General features: G+C 72.4%; 10 protein-coding genes. 7 read left to right on the forward strand and 3 right to left on the reverse strand.

Annotated elements, in window-relative coordinates; genetic code table 11:
• Positions 1-84 precede the first annotated feature (84 nt).
• From OO69_RS19625 to moeZ, 4 genes are all read left to right on the forward strand, one after another.
• The gene (locus OO69_RS19625) at positions 85-1,476 is read left to right on the forward strand and encodes a hypothetical protein (RefSeq protein ID WP_234444482.1); all 1,392 of its coding nucleotides are present in this window, start codon (positions 85-87) and stop codon (positions 1,474-1,476) included.
• A 143-nt stretch (positions 1,477-1,619) separates the two neighbouring features.
• Positions 1,620-2,579 carry an NAD-dependent epimerase/dehydratase family protein gene (locus OO69_RS19630; protein WP_033282020.1) on the forward strand — a complete coding sequence of 320 codons (960 nt, stop codon included), beginning with the start codon at positions 1,620-1,622 and terminating at the stop codon, positions 2,577-2,579.
• Positions 2,567-3,316 (forward strand): spherulation-specific family 4 protein, encoded by a 750-nt coding sequence (locus OO69_RS19635; RefSeq protein ID WP_033282021.1) that lies wholly within the window; start codon positions 2,567-2,569, stop codon positions 3,314-3,316. The genes OO69_RS19630 and OO69_RS19635 overlap by 13 nt, the downstream gene beginning before the upstream one ends.
• A 63-nt stretch (positions 3,317-3,379) precedes the next feature.
• Positions 3,380-4,558 carry an adenylyltransferase/sulfurtransferase MoeZ gene (moeZ, locus tag OO69_RS19640; RefSeq protein WP_033282022.1) on the forward strand — a complete coding sequence of 393 codons (1,179 nt, stop codon included), beginning with the start codon at positions 3,380-3,382 and terminating at the stop codon, positions 4,556-4,558.
• Between the two features lie 98 nt (positions 4,559-4,656).
• Here the strand turns inward: moeZ and OO69_RS19645 are convergent, their stop codons facing one another.
• From OO69_RS19645 to OO69_RS19655, 3 genes are all read right to left on the reverse strand, one after another.
• On the reverse strand, positions 4,657-6,213 hold the full coding sequence (locus tag OO69_RS19645; protein ID WP_033282023.1) for an alpha/beta hydrolase: 1,557 nt from the start codon (positions 6,211-6,213) through the stop codon (positions 4,657-4,659).
• A gap of 138 nt (positions 6,214-6,351) precedes the next feature.
• Complete coding sequence (locus OO69_RS19650) at positions 6,352-7,896, reverse strand: alpha/beta hydrolase (RefSeq protein WP_033282024.1); 1,545 nt, start codon at positions 7,894-7,896, stop codon at positions 6,352-6,354.
• Positions 7,897-7,992: 96 nt separating this feature from the next.
• Entirely contained in the window at positions 7,993-10,755 is a 2,763-nt protein-coding gene (locus OO69_RS19655) for a lysylphosphatidylglycerol synthase transmembrane domain-containing protein (protein WP_033282025.1), read from the reverse strand.
• A gap of 186 nt (positions 10,756-10,941) precedes the next feature.
• Here OO69_RS19655 and OO69_RS19660 point away from each other — a divergent pair, with 186 nt between their 5' ends.
• The 3 genes from OO69_RS19660 to OO69_RS19670 all read left to right on the forward strand — a co-directional run bounded on the left by OO69_RS19660 (position 10,942) and on the right by OO69_RS19670 (position 18,657).
• On the forward strand, positions 10,942-11,328 hold the full coding sequence (locus OO69_RS19660) for an MGMT family protein (RefSeq protein WP_033282026.1): 387 nt from the start codon (positions 10,942-10,944) through the stop codon (positions 11,326-11,328).
• 257 nt (positions 11,329-11,585) lie between these two features.
• Positions 11,586-14,984, forward strand: coding sequence for an ATP-dependent helicase (locus OO69_RS19665; RefSeq protein ID WP_078652487.1), 3,399 nt, complete (start codon positions 11,586-11,588; stop codon positions 14,982-14,984).
• A gap of 100 nt (positions 14,985-15,084) precedes the next feature.
• Positions 15,085-18,657: an ATP-dependent DNA helicase gene (locus tag OO69_RS19670; RefSeq protein ID WP_033282028.1), complete on the forward strand. Its 3,573-nt coding sequence runs from the start codon at positions 15,085-15,087 to the stop codon at positions 18,655-18,657.
• Position 18,658: the final 1 nt, after the last annotated feature.

An 18,658-nucleotide genomic window follows, 5' to 3' on the forward strand; every position in this document is an offset into this window, starting at 1 on the left:
ACTGCCGGCCAGGGGAACGGTCACGTCCGAGCCGCCGCCAACCGCGACGGAGCCGTGCCAGTAGTCGGGCAGGACGCAGGTGCCGTGCGTGGTGCTGTCGCCGCCGACGAAGTCCCGTCACCGGCTGCCGGCCAGGGCAACGGTCACGTCCGTGTCGCCGCCGACCGCGACGGAGCCGCGCCGGTCGCCGGCCAGGACACCGGTGACGCCCCTGCCGCCGTAGACCGTGCCGAAGCCCCACCGGCCGCCGGCCTTGACCTCTACGACACCGCCCGGATCACCGCCGCCCGCCCCGGAGTTGACGCGCAGCAGCCACACGCGCGTACGGCGCCCGAATCGACCTCGCGCGCGACCGACCGCAAGCCCGCCCCCACCCGCCGCGGTGCCGCCGACCCGGTGAAGGCGCTGATGCACCGTCACGGCGAGCTGTGCGAACGGGCCGTCGACCCGCTGGAGATCGCCGCGGGGCTGGAGGCACACGGCGTCACCGATCGGACCGCCGCGCGCTTCCGGCACCGGGACGTGTTCTCGCTCGCCGAGGAGATGTACGCACGCGTGTCCCGCGACGACGCGGGGGCCCCGCCTCGCGACGCCGTGGCCGTGCAACCACCCCGCGCCGGCTGGGCCGTACTCGCCCTCCTGCCCGGAGTCCTCTGCGCCGCGGCCGTGACCGGTGTGCGGCTCACGGACGGTCGGCTGCGGCTGGCGTTGGCCGTCGGCGGTGTTCTCGCCGTGGCGCTAGGCGTGCGCTTGGCCTTCCGGCGCGGCCCGCTGAGCAACCCGCCCGGCACGCACGCGTGGCGCACGCACCCCGGCACCCGCCTGTGGACGTACTGGCTGCTCGCCTACGCCCTCCTCGGCGACGGACTGCTCCGCGCCGCCGACGACGGCGGCCCCGACGGCCTGCCGACCGGCGTCGCGGGCGGAGCCTGGCCCACGGCCACCGCACCGGTCCTGGCCCTCACCCTGGCCTGCGCCCCCGCCGCCTGGTGCGCCCACCGTTTCGCCGTACGCGCCCGGCGCAAGCTCGCGACCAGCCGTGGACTTGAGGACTTCGCCGACTCCGTACGACCGCTGCTGCTCGGCACGTTCGCCCTGTTCCTGTGCGCCCTGACCGCCCTCCTCGCCCTCTGCGGCACGGCCCTGGGCGAGCCCGCCGCGTACGGCCAAGCCCTCACGCTCGGCGCCCTGTTGCTGCTCGCCCGCCTCCTCACCGTCCACGGCTTCACCCGCGCCCCGGCCCTCGCGCTCGGCGCGGCGGCCGCGACGGAGGGGGCGGCCCTGGCCACGGACCTCATCGGCCGGCTCCCCGGCTGCGGCTTCCTGGCCACCCCCGTCGAAACCGTCCTCGGCTCCTGGGGCCCGGGCGGCATCCCCGCCCTGGCCTGCGGAGCAGCCGCCCTGGCCCTCCTGTTCCACACCACCCGCACGCTGACCAGAGCCTCCGCGCACGCGCCGGCGAACGAGCCGAGGTGACACCGCCATGACCCGCACCGGCCAGAGCTGTCACCCGGCCGCAGGCGCCCGGCCCCACCGCCGGAGGCAACCGCATCACCCTGTGAAGGAGAACACCAGATGATCACCTCCCGATCCGGAGAGTCGGCCCGGGGAGCCGTCCGATGAGGGTCCTGCTGATCGGAGCCAACGGCTACCTCGGCCGCTTCGTCGCCGACCGCCTGCTCGCCGACCCGGCCGTCCAGCTCACCGCGCTCGGCCGCGGCGACGACGCCGACGTCCGCTTCGACCTCGCGACTGGCAGCCCCGGAGCGCTCACCCGCTTCCTGGACGCCGTCCACCCCGGAGTCGTCATCAACTGCGCCGGTGCCACCAGAGGCGGCGCCCGCGAACTCACCCGGCACAACACCGTCGCCGTCGCCACCGTCTGCGAGGCCCTGCGCCGCAGTGGCTGCGGGGCGCGGCTGGTGCAGATCGGGTGCGGCGCGGAGTACGGCCCGAGCCAGCCCGGTTCCTCCACGGCCGAGGACGCCGTACCCCGCCCCGGCGGCCCGTACGGCGTCAGCAAACTCGCCGCCACCGAACTGGTCCTGGGCTCGGGTCTCGACGCCGTGGTCCTGCGCGTCTTCTCGCCCGCCGGACCCGGCACCCCCGCCGGCTCCCCGCTCGGCCGGCTCGCCGAGGCCATGCGCCGGGCCATGCAGTCCGGCGACGGCGAACTCAAACTCGGCGGCCTGGGCGCACAGCGCGACTTCGTCGACGTACGGGACGTGGCCCGCGCGGTCCACGCCGCCTCGCTCTCCGCCGCGCAGGGCGTCATCAACATCGGCTCGGGCCGCGCGGTCCGGCTGCGCGACGCCGCCGCGGTCCTCGCCCGCGTCGCCGGATACGGCGGCGCGCTGCACGAACTCGACGGCCCGCCCGGCCCGTTGAGGGCGGCCATCGGGCACCCCCGCACCGACCCCGACCACGCGGCCCCGGTCGCGTACCCGTACCCGGACGGCTGCGGGAGCTGGCAGCAGGCCGATGTGCGCACCGCGCGCGACCGGCTCGGCTGGCGGCCCCGGATCAACCTGGAGGAGTCCCTCGCCGACATCTGGATGGAGGCGGCATGCCGCATCTGACCAGCACGACCCCGGGCACCGCGAGCACCGGCGTCCGCACCGGCTTCGGTATCCCCGGCTACGCGCATCCCTTGGTCGCGCCGAACGAATGGGGCGAACTCACCCGCCCCGGCACCCCCTTGGACTGGGTCGTCCTCAACGTCTCCTCCGGACCGGGGACCCGCCCCGACCCGCACTGCCTGGAGGCGGCCGGGCGGCTCCGCAACACCGGCGTCCGCGTCCTCGGCCACCTGGACGCCGCGCACGGCGCCCGCACCTTCGGCGATCTGATCTCCGAGGCGCACCGCTACCGTGACTGGTACCAGGTCGACGGCTTCCTCCTGGACCGCTGCCCCACCGACCGGGCCGCGCTGCCCGAGGCCCGCCGCACGGTCGGCGCGCTCCGCGAGATCCGTGACGGCGCCCACATCGTCCTGGGGCACGGAACCCACCCGTACCCCGGATACGCCGAGTGCGCCGACCAGCTGGTGACCTTCTCCGGCCCCTGGAGCGACTACCGCTGGTCCCAGGTCGCCGAGTGGACCGCCGACTACCCGCCCGAGCGCTTCTGCCACTTCGTGCACGGAGTCCCGCGCGGCCATCTCGACGAGGCGCTGCGCATCGCCCGCTGGCAGGGCGCCTCGACCATCTACTTCACCGACCGCACCGATCACGGCGGCCGCACCGACCCCTGGGAGACCATGCCCGGCTACTGGGACGAGATCGTCTCGCGGATCGGAACGGGTGTCTCGGAATGAAGAAGGGCATGGCAGTGTTCCGGGGAGGACAACTGTAGTGATTGACCGACCAACGGAGTCCCCGTGTCGCTGCCACCCCTGGTCGAGCCGGCTGCCGAGCTCACCGTAGACGAGGTCCGCAGGTACTCCCGCCACCTGATCATCCCCGACGTGGGCATGGACGGGCAGAAGCGGCTGAAGAACGCCAAGGTGCTCTGTGTGGGCGCCGGCGGTCTGGGCTCGCCGGCGCTGATGTACCTGGCCGCGGCGGGCGTGGGCACGCTCGGCATCGTGGAGTTCGACGAGGTCGACGAGTCGAACCTGCAGCGCCAGATCATCCACAGCCAGGCCGACATCGGCCGCTCCAAGGCCGAGTCGGCGCGCGACTCCGTGCTGGGCATCAACCCGTACGTGAACGTGATCCTCCACGAAGAGCGGCTCGAGGCCGAGAACGTGATGGACATCTTCAGCCAGTACGACCTGATCGTCGACGGCACGGACAACTTCGCGACCCGCTACCTGGTCAACGACGCCGCCGTACTGCTGAACAAGCCGTACGTCTGGGGTTCGATCTACCGCTTCGACGGCCAGGCCTCGGTCTTCTGGTCCGAGCACGGCCCCTGCTACCGCTGCCTCTACCCGGAGCCCCCGCCCCCCGGCATGGTCCCCTCCTGCGCCGAGGGCGGCGTCCTGGGCGTGCTGTGCGCGTCCATCGGCTCCATCCAGGTCACCGAGGCGATCAAGGTCCTCACCGGCATCGGCGACCCGCTCGTCGGCCGCCTGATGATCTACGACGCCCTGGAGATGCAGTACCGCCAGGTCAAGGTCCGCAAGGACCCCAACTGCGCGGTCTGCGGCCCGAACGCGACCGTCACCGAGCTCATCGACTACGAGGCCTTCTGCGGCGTCGTCTCCGAGGAGGCCCAGCAGGCGGCGGCCGGCTCGACGATCACTCCCAAGCAGCTCAAGGAGTGGATCGACGACGGCGAGAACATCGAGATCATCGATGTCCGCGAGGTCAACGAGTACGAGATCGTCTCGATCCCCGGCGCCAAGCTGATCCCCAAGAACGAGTTCCTCATGGGCACCGCCCTGGAGACGCTTCCGCAGGACAAGAAGATCGTCCTGCACTGCAAGACGGGTGTCCGCAGTGCGGAGGTCCTCGCCGTCCTGAAGTCGGCCGGCTTCGCGGACGCGGTCCACGTCGGCGGCGGCGTGATCGGCTGGGTCAACCAGATCGAGCCCGACAAGCCCGTCTACTAGACCCACGCTTTCCCGGGAGGGGCTCGGCACCACAGGTGCCGGGCCCCTTTCCGCTGCCCGGGCGGAAGTTCGGGCAGCGGTCCGGGCGGGCGTGCGCGCTACGAGGCGCAGACCTTGCCGTCCTTGGGCACCGTCCCCTTCAGCAGATACGCGTCCACCGTCGAGTCGACACAGTCGCTCCCGCTCCCGTACGCCCCGTGTCCCTCGCCCTTCCAGGTGAGCTCCACACCGACGCCCTTGCCCAGCTCGTCGACCATCTTGCGCGCACCCTCGTACGGCGTCGCCGGGTCCCCGGTGTTGCCGACCACCAGGATCGGCGCCGCACCCGGTGCGCTCACCTCCGGGGTGTCGTACTGCCCGGCCACCGGCCAGTCGTGACACCACCCGGCCGTGTCCCAGCCCAGGAAGTCGCCGAACACGGGGGAGATCTTCTCGAACTCGGGCAGCAGCTTCTCCGTCTGCGCGGGCGTCGGCCGCTGCTTGTCGTCCAAGCACGATATGACCCGTTGGGAATGGGTCGTCGTGCCGTAGTGCCCCGCGCTGTCACGGTCGTTGTAGCCGTCGGCCAGTGCCAGCAGCTCCGAACCGTCGCCCTCCTCCGCGGAGTTCAGGGCGCTGGTCAGCGTGGGCCAGCTCTCCTTGCTGTAGAGCGGGAGGACGATGCCGGTCAGCGCGAGTGTCTCGGTCAGCTTCCGCCCGGTCGAGGTCGCCAGCGGCTTGGCGTCCATCTGCTTGAGCAGGGCCGCGATCTTCTTGGAGCCCTGAGCCGGGTCCTGGTCCGTCGACTTGAGGTAGTCGTCCAGCGCTCGCTGGAAACCCCGGGTCTGGTTCAGCGCGTGGCCCACCGAGTCGGCGCTCGGGTCGACGACCGCGTCCAGGATCAGCCGCCCCACCTTCTTCGGGAACAAGTGGGCGTAGACACCGCCGAGTTCGGTGCCGTACGAGATGCCGAAGTAGTGCATCTTCGTGTCACCCAGCACCTGGCGCATCAGGTCCATGTCGCGCGCCGTGTCGGTCGTCGACACATGCGCCATCAGCTTCCCGGCGGCCTTCTCGCAGCCCTTGCCGAAGTCGACGGCGTCCTGGAAGTACGCCTTCTCCTCGGCCGGCGTGTCCGGCGTGGCGTCGATGTCCTCGGTGGCCTGGATCGCCTTGTCGCTGCGGCAGCGGACGCCCTCGCTGGCGGCGACCCCGCGCGGGTCCCAGCTCACCAGGTCGTAGCGCTCGTGCAGCGCGGACACCGTGGTGGCGTAGGCCGGCATGTAGTCCACGCCCGAGCCGCCGGGGCCGCCGAAGTTGAACAGGAGCGAGCCGATGCGGTCGCCGCCGGTCGACTTGGAGCGGATCAGCGCGAGCCCGATCGTGGTGCCGCCCGGCTTCGCCCAGTCCAGCGGCACCTTGAGCGTCGCGCACTGCCAGTCACTGCTCGGCGCGGCCGAGTCGGCGGTGGCCTTGCAGCGCCCCCAGTCCAGCTTCTGTCCGGTCAGCGACGCGGGCAGCGCGGCCGTCGTGGAAGAGGACGAGCCGGCTGCGGACGGCTTGGCGTCCCCCGCGCCCGCGCCGTCCTTGCCGTCGTCGGACGAGCCGCTGCTACAGCCGGCCGTCAGCAGTGCGGCGGCGGCCATCAGGGCCGTCCACCGTACGAATCGCGCCATGTGCATTCCCCCCTCGCAGGCCGTCCGCGTCACGCAGCGGATGGCGGTCAGGCCATAGTAGGCGGCGCGAGCCGAGCCCGTGACAGCCTGTGGATAACCGTTTGACCTGCGATTTTGCCCGGATTTCGGGAGGTGGGTTCAGGAGCAGACGGTGCCGGCCGCCGGGACTTTCCCGTTCAGGAGATAGCCGTTCACCGCGCTCTGCACGCACTTGTTCTTGCTGTCGTACGCACCGTGCCCCTGGCCCTTGTACGTCAGCTCGACCGCGACGCCCTTGCCCAGCGCGTCCACCATCTTCCGCGCGCCCTCGTACGGCGTGGCCGGGTCACCGGTGTTGCCCACGACGAGGATCGGCGCCGAACCGGCCGCGCTCACATCGGGATGGTCGGCCGCGCCCGGCACGGCCCAGTCGGTGCAGCTGACCATGCCCCAGGCGAGGAAGTCACCGAAGAGGGGAGAGGCGGCCCGGAACTCGGGCAGCTTCCGCTCCACATCGGCGGCGGTGTATCTCGGCTTGTCGTCGGCGCAGTTGATGGCGATGTTCGCCGCGGTGATGTTGCTGTACTCACCGTTCTCGCTGCGCCCGTTCATCGAGTCGGACAACGCCATGAGGACCTTGCCGTCGCCGCTGTAGGCCTGTTCGAGCCCCTCGGTGAGGTACTCCCAGAAGTCCTTCGAGTACAGCGCCTGCGCGATGCCGTTCGTGGCGGCGGTCTGCGTCAGCTGGCGCGGGAAGATACCCGGGATCGGCTTGCTGTCGAGGCTCTTGAGCAGCTTGGCGATGCGGTCCTTGACGTCCTGGGCGGTGTCGCCGACGGGGCAGTCCGTGGTCTTCGAGGTGCAGTCGTCGGCGAAGTTGTCGAGCGCGAGCTGAAAGCCCTTGGCCTGCCCCAGAGAGCCCTGTTCGGAGTTCTGGGTGGGGTCGACGACCGCGTCGAAGACCGCGCGGCCCACGTGCTTGGGGAACAAGTGGGCGTAGACACCGCCGAGTTCGGTGCCGTAGGAGATGCCGAAGTAGTGCAGCTTGTCGTCGCCGAGGACCTGGCGCATCAGGTCCATGTCGCGGGCCGCGTCGGTGGTGCGCACCTGGGGGAGCATCTTCTTGGAGTGCTTCTCGCAGGCCGCGTTGAACTGCTTCGTGTTGGCCAGGAGCTTGGTGCGCTCGGCCGCGGTGTCCGGGGTGGCGTCCTGCTGGAAGTACTGGTCGAGCTGGGAGTCGCTCTCGCACTCGACGCCGGCGCTGCGGCCCACTCCGCGCGGGTCGAAGCTCACCAGGTCGTAGCGGGTGCGCAGGGTCGCGTAGTCCTCGCCGAAGGCGGGGAGCGTGGTGACGCCCGAGCCGCCGGGGCCGCCGAAGTTGAAGACGAGCGATCCGATCCGCTTGCTCTTGTCGCCGCTGGCCTTCGCCCGCACCAGGGCGAGGCCGATCGTGTCGCCCTTGGGCTTGCTCCAGTCGAGCGGCGCCTTCATGGTGGCGCACTGCCACTTGGTGCCGTTCGGCAGCGGCGACGGCGCGGCGCCGCCGCCCTCGGCCTCGGACGGGGCCGGACAGTCCTTCCAGCTCAGCTTCTGGGCCGTCGGATCCTCGTCCTTGGAGTCGCCGCCGCAGCCCGCCAGCGTGGAGGACAGCAGGACGACGGTGGCGGTCAGGGCAGCGGCACGCAGCCGGGAGGGGTTCGGCATGGTCCCATCCTGCGGTCGTACCCGGCGGTGCGCTCGGGGCGCGGGCCGTAAGAGGTACGCACGCGTGCGTGCACCCCGTGCGGACCCGAACGCGCTCTACAGGGAGCCCTTGCGGGACAGGTGGTTGAAGAACAGCCAGCCCGGCAGCACCGGGATCCACAGCGTCAGCAGCCGGTACAGCAGCACCGCCGGAGCGGCCACCTCCTTGGGGAGGCCTACGGCGATCAGACCGAGGGTCAGGCTCGCCTCGACCGCACCCACACCGCCCGGGGTCGGGGCCGCGGAACCGAGCGCGTTGCCCGCGAGGAAGACGACGGCGACGCTGGCCAGGCTGAGCGACGTCGACTGGTCGCCGAACGCCCGGATCGACGCGTCCAGGCACATCACGAAGCAGGCCGTCAGCAGCAGCATGCCGCCGATGCCGGTGACCAGCTTCTGCGGCCGCTGGAGCACGTCCAGCATGCGCGGGATGACACCCGCGAACAGCGACCGCACGCGCGTGACGAGGAACTTCCGCAGGAACGGCACCGAGGTCACCACGAGCACCAGCACCGCCACCGTCAGCAGACCGGCGATGACCGTCCGGGACGGCGACAGCGACGGCGTCTTCTCGGTGCCGGTCAGATAGCCGAACGACAGCAGCATCAGGATGTGGCAGCCGAGACCGAACAGCTGCGACGCGCCGACACTCGCCACCGCGAGCCCGGGCCGCACCCCGGCACGCTGCAGGAAGCGCGTGTTCAGGGCGACACCGCCGACCGCGGCCGGGGCCACGATCTTCACGAACGACCCGGCGACCTGCGCCGCCACGGCCCGCAGGAACGGCACGCGCTCTGGCACGAACCCCAGGAGGGCCATCGCCGCCGCGAAGTAGCTCAGCGCCGAGAACAGCACGGCCGCGGCCACCCAGCCCCACTGGGCGTTGGCGACGAGCGGGCCGAACTCGATGTGCGTGAGCTGCGTCAGCAGGAAGTACGCGCCGATCGCGCCCGCGATGAAACTGATCAGCGTGCGCGGCCGCACCCGCTCCAGACGGGCCGGTTCGACGTGCGCCTGCGGCCTGATCAGCAGCACTTGGTGACGGATCTGGGTGAGCAGATCCTCCTCGCGTGCCTCGTCCAGCGCCTCGTCGATGGCCCGCTTCTCGGCCCGCTGCTCCGCGCGCACGGCCTTCTTGTCGGGCTTCTCCAGAACGGGCGTGGAGCCCTCCGAAGCCGCCTCCGCGCGGGCCAGCCTGGTCTGCTGAGACGCCTCCAGGATCGCGTCGCGCTCCCGCTGGGCCCGCTCCCTGGACAGGCGTCGCAGCGTCGCGCGCGTGGAGCGCGACAACGCGATCGGCTGGAGCATCGGCAGACAGTCGGCCACCGCGTCGGGCCCGAGGACACCGACCGCCGAGGCCACCGCCCGCTCGGCACCCACCCGCAGGCCGATCGTCGTCACCAACTGGGCGACGTCCATGCGCAACAGCAGCTCACCGGCCGCGATCTCACCGCCGCGCAGGTCCGTGAGGATCACCGTGCCGGAACGATCCACCAGAATCGCGTCACCGGCGAGCCTTCGGTGGGCGATGCGCCGCGACTGCAGCGCCTGCACCTGGTGCCAGGTCAGGCGCAGCAGATCGTCGGTGATCTCCTCGTCCGCGAGCGAGTCGAGCGTACGCCCACCGGTGTGCTCGTAGACGAGCATCACGGCGTCGGGGCCGAGTTCCGAGGTCGCGATCAGCTTCGGGGCGTTGGCCCCGGCCGCGATCGCCGCGTACGCCAGCAGGGCCTCCTGCTCCAGCGCCTGGCGCAGCGACTGGAGGCTGCTGCGGGTCGCGAAGCCGCGCAGCGTCAGATTGCGCCACGCACGATAGAAGAACCCCTGGGCCTGCTGTTCGCGGTCGACCACGGTGACGTCCAGGGGTGGACCGTCCTCCAGGGTCACGAAGTAGCGCCGGCCGCGATCGCCGTTCTCCGTGTCGACGACCTCCTCGCGGGCCGCGCCCACGGGGTGGAAGCCGACCGTCCGCAGGCCCGCCATCAGCGTCCGTCCGGTTGGACGGACGTTCGGCGAACCCACCGCGTACAGCGTCCCGTAGGCGACGGTCCAGCCGATGAGCACCGTCAGGATGATCGAGAACGGCGTCGTGTACCCGGTGACCAGCATCGAGAAGGCGTCGAGCAGCAGCACGATCCACAGCACGGAGCGCCAGCGCGGCCTCCGGGACATGCCTACGGCCGTCATGTAGGCGATGACGGGCGCCAGATAGCCGTGCACCGGGTCGGTGAGGGCGTGGATGTCGCCGGGGGAGGGCTGGGTGAGCGCCTCCTGGATGGAGCCCGGGGCGGCCTTGGCGACCCACAGGTCCGTGGCGAGTGTCACTCCGTGGGCGAGGACCGCCGCGAGCACGCCGTCGGCGATGCGCAGCCCGTCCCGCTTGATCAGCCGCTCGATCGCGAAGGCGACCGGCACCAGCAGGATGGCGATGCTGGACGCCAGCCCCGCGATCTTGATCAGCAGGTCGGGCGCCTGCCCGGTGCCCTTGTTGATGTCCTGCTCGAGCCCCGAGGTCGTGCCGTGCGCGAACGCGGCGATCGCGAGTAGTACGACGATCGCGAGAAAGCCCACCAGGAGGCGCATGAGATCCGAGGGGCGGTGCACGCGCGCGGGGAGCAGCGGTTCGTCGCCCTCGACCTCTTCGACGTGCGGGTCGTCGCCGCAGTCGTCCAGGCCCGGCGCAGGGGGAACGGGGTCGGTCACGGGCGTCTCGGCGGACCCCTCCGGGGGGTCCTGCTCGTGGGCCTCGGCGGTGTCCGGGCGCGACGCAGCGTCAGAGGTGCCCTCCGCGTCTTCGGGGTGCACACCCTGCTGCTTCATCGTCTCTTCTTGATCTCGTATCACCGGTCACCGCCCGCACGATGGTGGCATGCCCCACCGACACACGGGGGCATCAGGGTGCAAATGCGGGGGCGCACAGTCTGCCCCACGCGCCGCTCCGGGGCGAGGGATACGCACAGTCGCCAGCGCGTCGCATTGTCGGTGGGGTGCGGCAGGATGGGACGGATGAGCGAGGAGAGCCTTCCGGACGACACCGGCCCCGAGCACGGCGACGCGCTGCCCGAGTACGCGGAGCGCGTCCTCGACGTGGCCGAACGGATTCCGCCCGGGCGCGTCATGACGTACGGGGACGTCGCCGAATGGCTGGAGGCGGGCGGCCCGCGCCAGGTCGGCCGGGTGATGGCCCTCTACGGGGGAGCCGTTCCGTGGTGGCGGGTCGTCCGCGCGGACGGCATGCTGCTCCCCGGCCACGAGCTGCGGGCGCTCGACAACTACCGCGAGGAGGGCACGCCCCTGAAGGAGGCGAGCAGAGCCGCCGAGGGTCACCTGCCGCGCGTCGACATGAAACGGGCGCGATGGGACGGCGGCGAGCGCGCGGACGGTCACACCTGACAGCTTCCGCCATCGGACGCGCCCCGGGGCGACCTGTGGCCCGTACGGGGGAAACCCGGCACGTCCGTGCCATGCCGTACGTTCGAGGGGCGAGGGACGCGAGGGGCGCGCGAGCCGTGAGGGAACGCGCGGAAGTCCTGCTTCCCGGCGACCCGTCGGCGTAGCGTCGGCTGCACCTGTCCCCCTCACCTCGCGGCCACCGCACTCCACACGCGGTGGTCAGGCAACCAGCACACCCACCAGGACCGGCGAAACACGTGAGCTCCTCTTCCTCCACCAGGCGCCTGTCGCACCCCCAGGTGCGACAGGGGAACCGTGGCGCTTACCGACTGGTGCGTACCCCGCCGACCCGGCCGGCTCCCCCTCACCTGGACGCGCCACAGCGCTCCGTGGTTGACCACGGGACCGGCCCGCTGCTCGTCCTCGCAGGTCCGGGCACCGGCAAGACCACCACCCTCGTGGAGTCCGTCGCCGCACGGATCGCCCGGGGAGGTGACCCCGCGCGGATCCTCGTGCTGACGTTCAGCCGCAAGGCGGCCGTCGAGCTGCGCGACCGCATGGCGCTGCGCATCGGCGCCGCCCGCGCGCCACGGGCGACCACCTTCCACTCGTTCTGCTACGCCCTGGTCCGCGCCCACCAGGACAGCGACCTGTTCGTCGAGCCCCTACGGCTGCTGTCCGGCCCCGAACAGGACGTCGCCGTACGCGAACTGCTCGCAGGCCAGCCCGACCTGGAGCGGCTCGGCCTCGCCCACGTGCGCTGGCCCGATGAACTGCGGGCCTGCCTCACCACCCGCGGCTTCGCCGACGAGGTCCGCGCGGTCCTCGCCCGCAGCCGCGAACTGGGCCTGGGCCCCGGCTCCCTGGACGCCTTCGCGCGCCGCATCGGCCGCCCGGACTGGCGTGCCGCCGCCGCCTTCCTCGCCGAGTACCTCGACGTACTCGACCTCCAAGGAGTGCTCGACTACGCCGAACTCGTCCACCGCGCGGTGCTCCTCGCCCACCGCCCCGAGGCCGCCGAGAGGCTCGCCGCGCAGTACGACGCCGTGTTCGTGGACGAGTACCAGGACACCGACCCGGCCCAGGTACGACTGCTGCAGGCCCTCGCCGGCGGCGGCCGCACCCTCGTCGCCTTCGGCGACCCCGACCAGTCGATCTACACGTTCCGGGGCGCCGATGTGAACGGCATCCTGGAGTTCCCGAACGCCTTCCCGCGCGCGGACGGGCATCCGGCGCCCGTAGAGGTGCTCCGGACCTCCCGCCGCTCCGGTGCCGCCCTGCTGACCGCCACCCGCCTGCTCACCCAGCGCATGCCCCTGACCAGGCTCCCGGCGCAGAAGGTGCGCGCCCACCGCGAGTTGTCCCCGGTACGGGACGGCGGGCGCGTCGAGGTGTACACGTACCCGACGTCCGGCACGGAGCTGGACAACATCGCTGACATCCTCCGGAGGGCTCACCTGGAGGACGGCGTCCCCTGGAACGACATGGCCGTCCTGGTGCGCGCCGGCTCCCGGACCATCCCAACGATCCGCCGCGCCCTCACAGCGGCCGGCGTCCCCCTGGACATCGACGGCGACGACCTGCCCCTGCGCCACGAACCGGCGGTGGCACCGCTGCTGACGGCCCTGCGGGCGGTGGCGACCGCGGAAGCTTCGACCCGGCCCGAGGACGACACCGAAGCCGCGCGAGCCACGGAGGACGCCGACGACGCCGACGACGCCGACCACGCAGAGGCCGCGGCGGAAGCCGACCCCGAAGAGCCCGTCGCCCCCTCCTGGCTCGACACCGAGACCGCCCTCACCCTGCTCGCCTCTCCCCTCGCAGCCATGGACGCCGCCGATCTACGGCGCCTGGGCCGGGCGCTGCGCGAGGAGGAGCGGGCCGGTGGCAATCCCGTGCCGCCGCCCTCGGACGAGCTGCTCACGCGGGCGCTCGCCGAGCCGGAGCGGCTGGTCGCGCACGACCCGACGTACGCGCGGGGAGCCCAGCGCCTGGGCGCGCTGCTGCGCAAGGCACGCGAGCGCCTGGCGGGCGGCGGTACGGCCGAGGAGGCGCTGTGGGACCTCTGGCAGGGCACACCGTGGCCCGGGCGCCTGGAGCGGGCCGCACTGCGCGGCGGCGCGGCCGGACGCAACGCGGACCGCGACCTGGACGCGGTGTGCGCGCTGTTCGCGACCGCCGCCCGCGCGGAGGAGCGCACCGGGGGCCGGGGCGCCCTCAACTTCCTGGAGGAGATCGACGCCGAGGACATCGCCGCCGACACGCTCACCCGGCGTGCCGTACGCCCCGACGCCGTACGCCTGATGACTGCGCACCGCTCCAAGGGCCTGGAGTGGAACCTGGTCGTCGTGGCCGGCGTCCAGGAGGGCCTGTGGCCGGACCTGCGCCGACGCGGCTCCCTCCTGGAGGCCGACCGCATCGGCCGCGACGGACTCGCCGAACCGCTCACCCCGGGGGCCCTGCTCGCCGAGGAACGCCGCCTGTTCTACGTCGCGGCCACACGCGCGCGTGAACGGCTCGTCGTCACCGCCGTGAAGGCCCCCGCGGACGACGGCGACCAGCCCTCCCGCTTCCTCACCGAACTCGGCGTCGAGCCCAAGGACGTCACCGGCCGCCCGCGCCGCCCGCTGTCGGTCGCCGCCCTGGTCGCCGAGTTGCGCGCCACGACCGTCGACCCGCGCGTGTCGGAGACCCTCAGGGAGGCCGCCGCACGCCGACTGGCCCGGCTGGCCGCGCTCGCCGACGAGGAGGGCCGCGCGCTGGTCCCGTCCGCGCACCCGTACCGCTGGTGGGGCATGTACGACCCGACCGAGAGCAAGGTGCCGCTGCGCGACCGCGACCAGCCCGTCGTGCTCTCCGGGAGCGCCCTCGACCAGCTCGCCAACACCTGTGCCCTTCAATGGTTCCTGGGCCGCGAGGTGAAGGCCGACGCGCCCGCGACCGCCGCCCAGGGCTTCGGGAACGTCGTGCACGTCCTCGCCGACGAGGTCGCCTCCGGACGCACCCCCGCCGACCTCGACGCCCTCATGGAACGCCTCGACACCGTGTGGAACGCGCTCGCCTTCGACGCGCCCTGGAAGTCGGTACAGGAGAAGGACAACGCGCGCGTGGCGCTCGAACGCTTCCTGAAGTGGCACGTCGACTCCAACGGCGTCCGCACCGGCCGTACGCCGGTCGCCAGCGAGCACGACTTCGACGTCACCCTCGGAGCGGGCGACTACGAAGTGCGCATCCGCGGCTCCATGGACCGCGTCGAGGCGGACGGCGAAGGACGCGCCTACGTGGTCGACTTCAAGACCGGCAAGCAGACGCCGACCGCCCGCGAGGTGGAGCGGCACCCCCAACTCGCCGTCTACCAGCTCGCGGTCCGCGAGGGCGCCGTCGACGAGGCCTTCGACGGGGTGCGTCCCGAACCGGGCGGCGCCGAACTCGTCCAGCTGCGCCAGGGCGCCCCCGTACGGGACGGCGGCGAGACCCTGCCCAAGGTGCAGGCCCAGGAGCCCCTGGAGGGGGAGTGGGCCGGTGAGCTGCTGGCCACGGCCGCGGGCAAGGTCCTTGACGAGCGGTTCACACCCACGGCCGGACAGCACTGCGCGCACTGCGCGTTCCGGGCCTCGTGCAGCGCGCGGTCCGAAGGACGGCACGTCGTCGAGTAACTCGCGTGACGTATCGCACCACATGTGCTGACCTGCGCTTCTTCTACCCCCGAGGGCGATTGGTCCTCGACTGTCAGTGGCCGCCGCTAGCCTTCCCGACATGCCCGCCCGTATCACCGATCCCGACCAGCTCAAGGAGCTCCTCGGCATCCCGTTCACCCCGGAGCAGACGGCCTGCATCATTGCGCCGCCCGCCCCGCAGGTGATCGTGGCCGGAGCCGGGTCGGGCAAGACGACGGTGATGGCGGCCCGCGTGGTGTGGCTGGTCGGCACCGGCCAGGTCGCCCCCGAGCAGGTCCTCGGCCTGACCTTCACCAACAAGGCCGCCGGTGAACTCGCGGAGCGCGTCCGCAAGGCGCTCATCAAGGCAGGCGTCACCGACCCCGACGTCATCGACCCGGACAACCCCCCGGGCGAGCCCGTGATCTCGACCTACCACGCCTTCGCGGGCCGCCTCCTGACCGACCACGGCCTGCGCATCGGCCTGGAACCGACGGCCCGCCTGCTCGCCGACGCCACCCGCTTCCAGCTCGCCGCGCGCGTGCTGCGCGAGGCCCCCGGCCCGTACCCGGCGCTCACCCGCTCCTTCCCGGACCTCGTCAGCGACCTCCTCACCCTCGACGGCGAGCTGTCCGAACACCTCGTACGCCCCGAGGAGTTGCGCGCCTACGACGCCGAACTGCTGCGCGACCTGGAGGGCCGCAAGCTCAGCAACGCCGAGCTGCGCAAGGTTCCCGAGGCGGCCGCCGCGCGCCGTGAACTCACCGAGCTGGTGAGCCGCTACCGGACCGCCAAGCGCGAGCGCGATCTGCTCGACTTCGGTGACCAGATCGCCCTCTCCGCGACCCTGGCCCGCACCCGACCCGAGGTCGGCGACATCCTGCGCGACGAGTTCCGGGTGGTGTTGCTCGACGAGTACCAGGACACCTCGGTCGCCCAACGCATCCTCCTGGCAGGCCTGTTCGGGGCCGGCACGGGCCACCCGGTGACCGCCGTCGGCGACCCCTGCCAGGCGATCTACGGCTGGCGCGGCGCGTCCGTCGCCAACCTCGACGACTTCCCGGAGCACTTCGCGCACGCCGACGGCCGCCCCGCCGCCCGCCAGTCGCTCAGCGAGAACCGCCGCAGCGGCGGCCGCCTCCTCGACCTCGCCAACAACCTCGCCGAGCCCCTGCGCGCCATGCACGCGGGCGTGGAGGCCCTCCGCCCGGCCCCCGGCGCCGAGCGCGACGGCATGGTCCGCTGCGCGCTGCTGCCCACCCACACCGAGGAGATCGACTGGCTTGCCGACTCCATCGCCCACCTCGTACGGACCGGCAAGGCGCCCGGCGAGATCGCCGTCTTGTGCCGCACGGCCGGCGACTTCGCCGAGATCCAGGGCGCCCTCGTCGCCCGCGACATCCCGGTCGAGGTGGTCGGGCTCTCCGGGCTGCTGCACCTCCCCGAGGTCGCCGACCTCGTCGCCGTCTGCGAAGTCCTCCAAGACCCCGGCGCCAACGCCTCCCTGGTCCGACTGCTGACCGGCCCGCGCTGGCGCATCGGCCCGCGCGACCTCGCCCTCCTGGGCCGGCGCGCCCGCCTCCTGGTGTCCCACGCGCGCGTGGGGGACGACGAAGACCCCGACCGCCGACTCGCCGAGGCCGTCGAGGGGGTCGACCCCTCGGAGGTGATATCGCTCGCCGACGCCCTCGACACGTTCCTGGAGACACCCCTCTACGGCGCCGACCGCACCGGGGACGACGACGGGCTGCCTTTCTCACCGGACGCGCGCGTGCGCTTCGCCCATCTCGCCACCGAGCTGCGCGACCTGCGCCGCTCCCTGTCCGACCCCCTGATGGACGTCCTGCACCGCGTCCTCGCCGTCACCGGCCTGGAGGTCGAACTCGCTGCGTCCCCGCACGCGTTGGCCGCCCGCCGCCGCGAGACCCTGTCGAACTTCCTGGACGTCGCCGCCTCCTTCGCCGCGGGCGACGGCGAGGCGACCCTGCTCGCCTTCCTCGGCTTCCTGCGCACCGCCGCCCAGTACGAGAAGGGCCTCGACAACGCTCTGCCCGGCGGCGAGAACACCGTCAAGGTGCTCACCGCGCACAAGTCCAAGGGTCTGGAGTGGGACGTCGTGGCCGTCCCCGGCCTGGTCACCGGCACCTTCCCCAGCAGCCAGGGCCGCGAGAAGTGGACCGCCCAGGGCAAGGTCCTGCCGCACGCGCTGCGCGGCGACACCGCCACCCTGCCCGACGTCATGTCCTGGGACTCCAGAGGCCTGAAGGCCTTCCAGGAGGCCATGAAGGACCACCAGCACACCGAGGAACTCCGCCTCGGCTACGTCACCTTCACTCGCCCCCGCTCGCTGCTGCTCGGCTCCGGCCACTGGTGGGGCCCCACCCAGAAGAAGCCCCGCGGCCCCTCCGACTTCCTCCAGGCCCTGTACGACCACTGCGCGGCCGGGTACGGCGAGATCGAGGCCTGGGCGGACGAACCCGAGGAGGGCGAGGAGAACCCCGCCCTGCACACGGCCACCGCCGACCAGGCCTGGCCGCTACCCCTGGACGACGCGGCGATGGCCCACCGCCACAAGGCCGCCAAGCTGGTCATGAACCACTTGGAGTACCTCGCCTCCCACGACGAGGGCCACCCCGCGGCCACGCACGACCCGAACGTCCACGACGACCCGGACTGGCCCCCGCCACCGGAGGACGACGAACCGCCTTACGACGAGCCCCCCTTCGGGGAGCCTCCCTATGAGGAATCCCTCTCCGAGACGGACGTTCAAGCCGAAGACGCCCTCCCGGAGGACGACCCCGCCGACTGGGACGCCTGGACCACGGACCGCCCGACCGTCCCGCACCAGGCGACGGCCCCGCACGCCGCCGAACACTCCAGTGCACCAGGGGGCGCACGCCCGCACCCCACGGATCCGCCCGGCACGCCCCTCACCCCGGAGGAGGCCCGCGCCATCGACTCCTGGGACCGCGACCTCGACGCCCTCACCGGCGAACTCCTGCGCACCCGCCGGGGAATCACCGACGTCCCCCTGCCCGCCACCCTCACGGCCACCCAGTTGATGCTCCTGGCCGCCGACCCGGACGCCCTCGCCCAGGAGCTCGCCCGCCCGCTGCCGCGCCCGCCGCAACCCGCCGCACGCCGGGGCACCCGCTTCCACGCCTGGGTGGAATCACGCTTCGAAGAGCTGACCCTGCCCATGCTGGAACCGGACGAACTGCCCGGCAGCGAGGCCGAGATCGCCGACGAACGCGACCTGGAAGCCCTCAAGGAAGCCTTCGAGCGCACCGAGTACGCCCGGCGCACGCCCTACCGCGTCGAGACCCCCTTCCAGCTCGCGATCGCCGGCCGCGTCGTACGGGGCCGTATCGACGCCGTCTACAAAGAAGGCGACGGCGACGGGGCGACGTACGAGATCCTCGACTGGAAGACCAGCCGCAGCCGTACCGCCGACTCGCTCCAGCTCGCGATCTACCGGCTGGCCTGGGCCGAGCGGCAGGGCGTGCCCCTGGAGGCGGTCGCGGCCACGTTCCTGTACGTGCGCGGCGGCGAGGTCGTACGGCCGGAGAACCTCCCGGACCGGGCCGCGCTGGAGCGGCTGCTGCTGGAGGAGCCGGGCGCGCAAGCAAACTGTGAGGAACCGCCCACCGAGGATGTCAGTGCGGGCCGATAGG

It is taken from the genome of Streptomyces sp. NRRL F-525, assembly GCF_000716605.1.
Classification (GTDB): domain Bacteria; phylum Actinomycetota; class Actinomycetes; order Streptomycetales; family Streptomycetaceae; genus Streptomyces.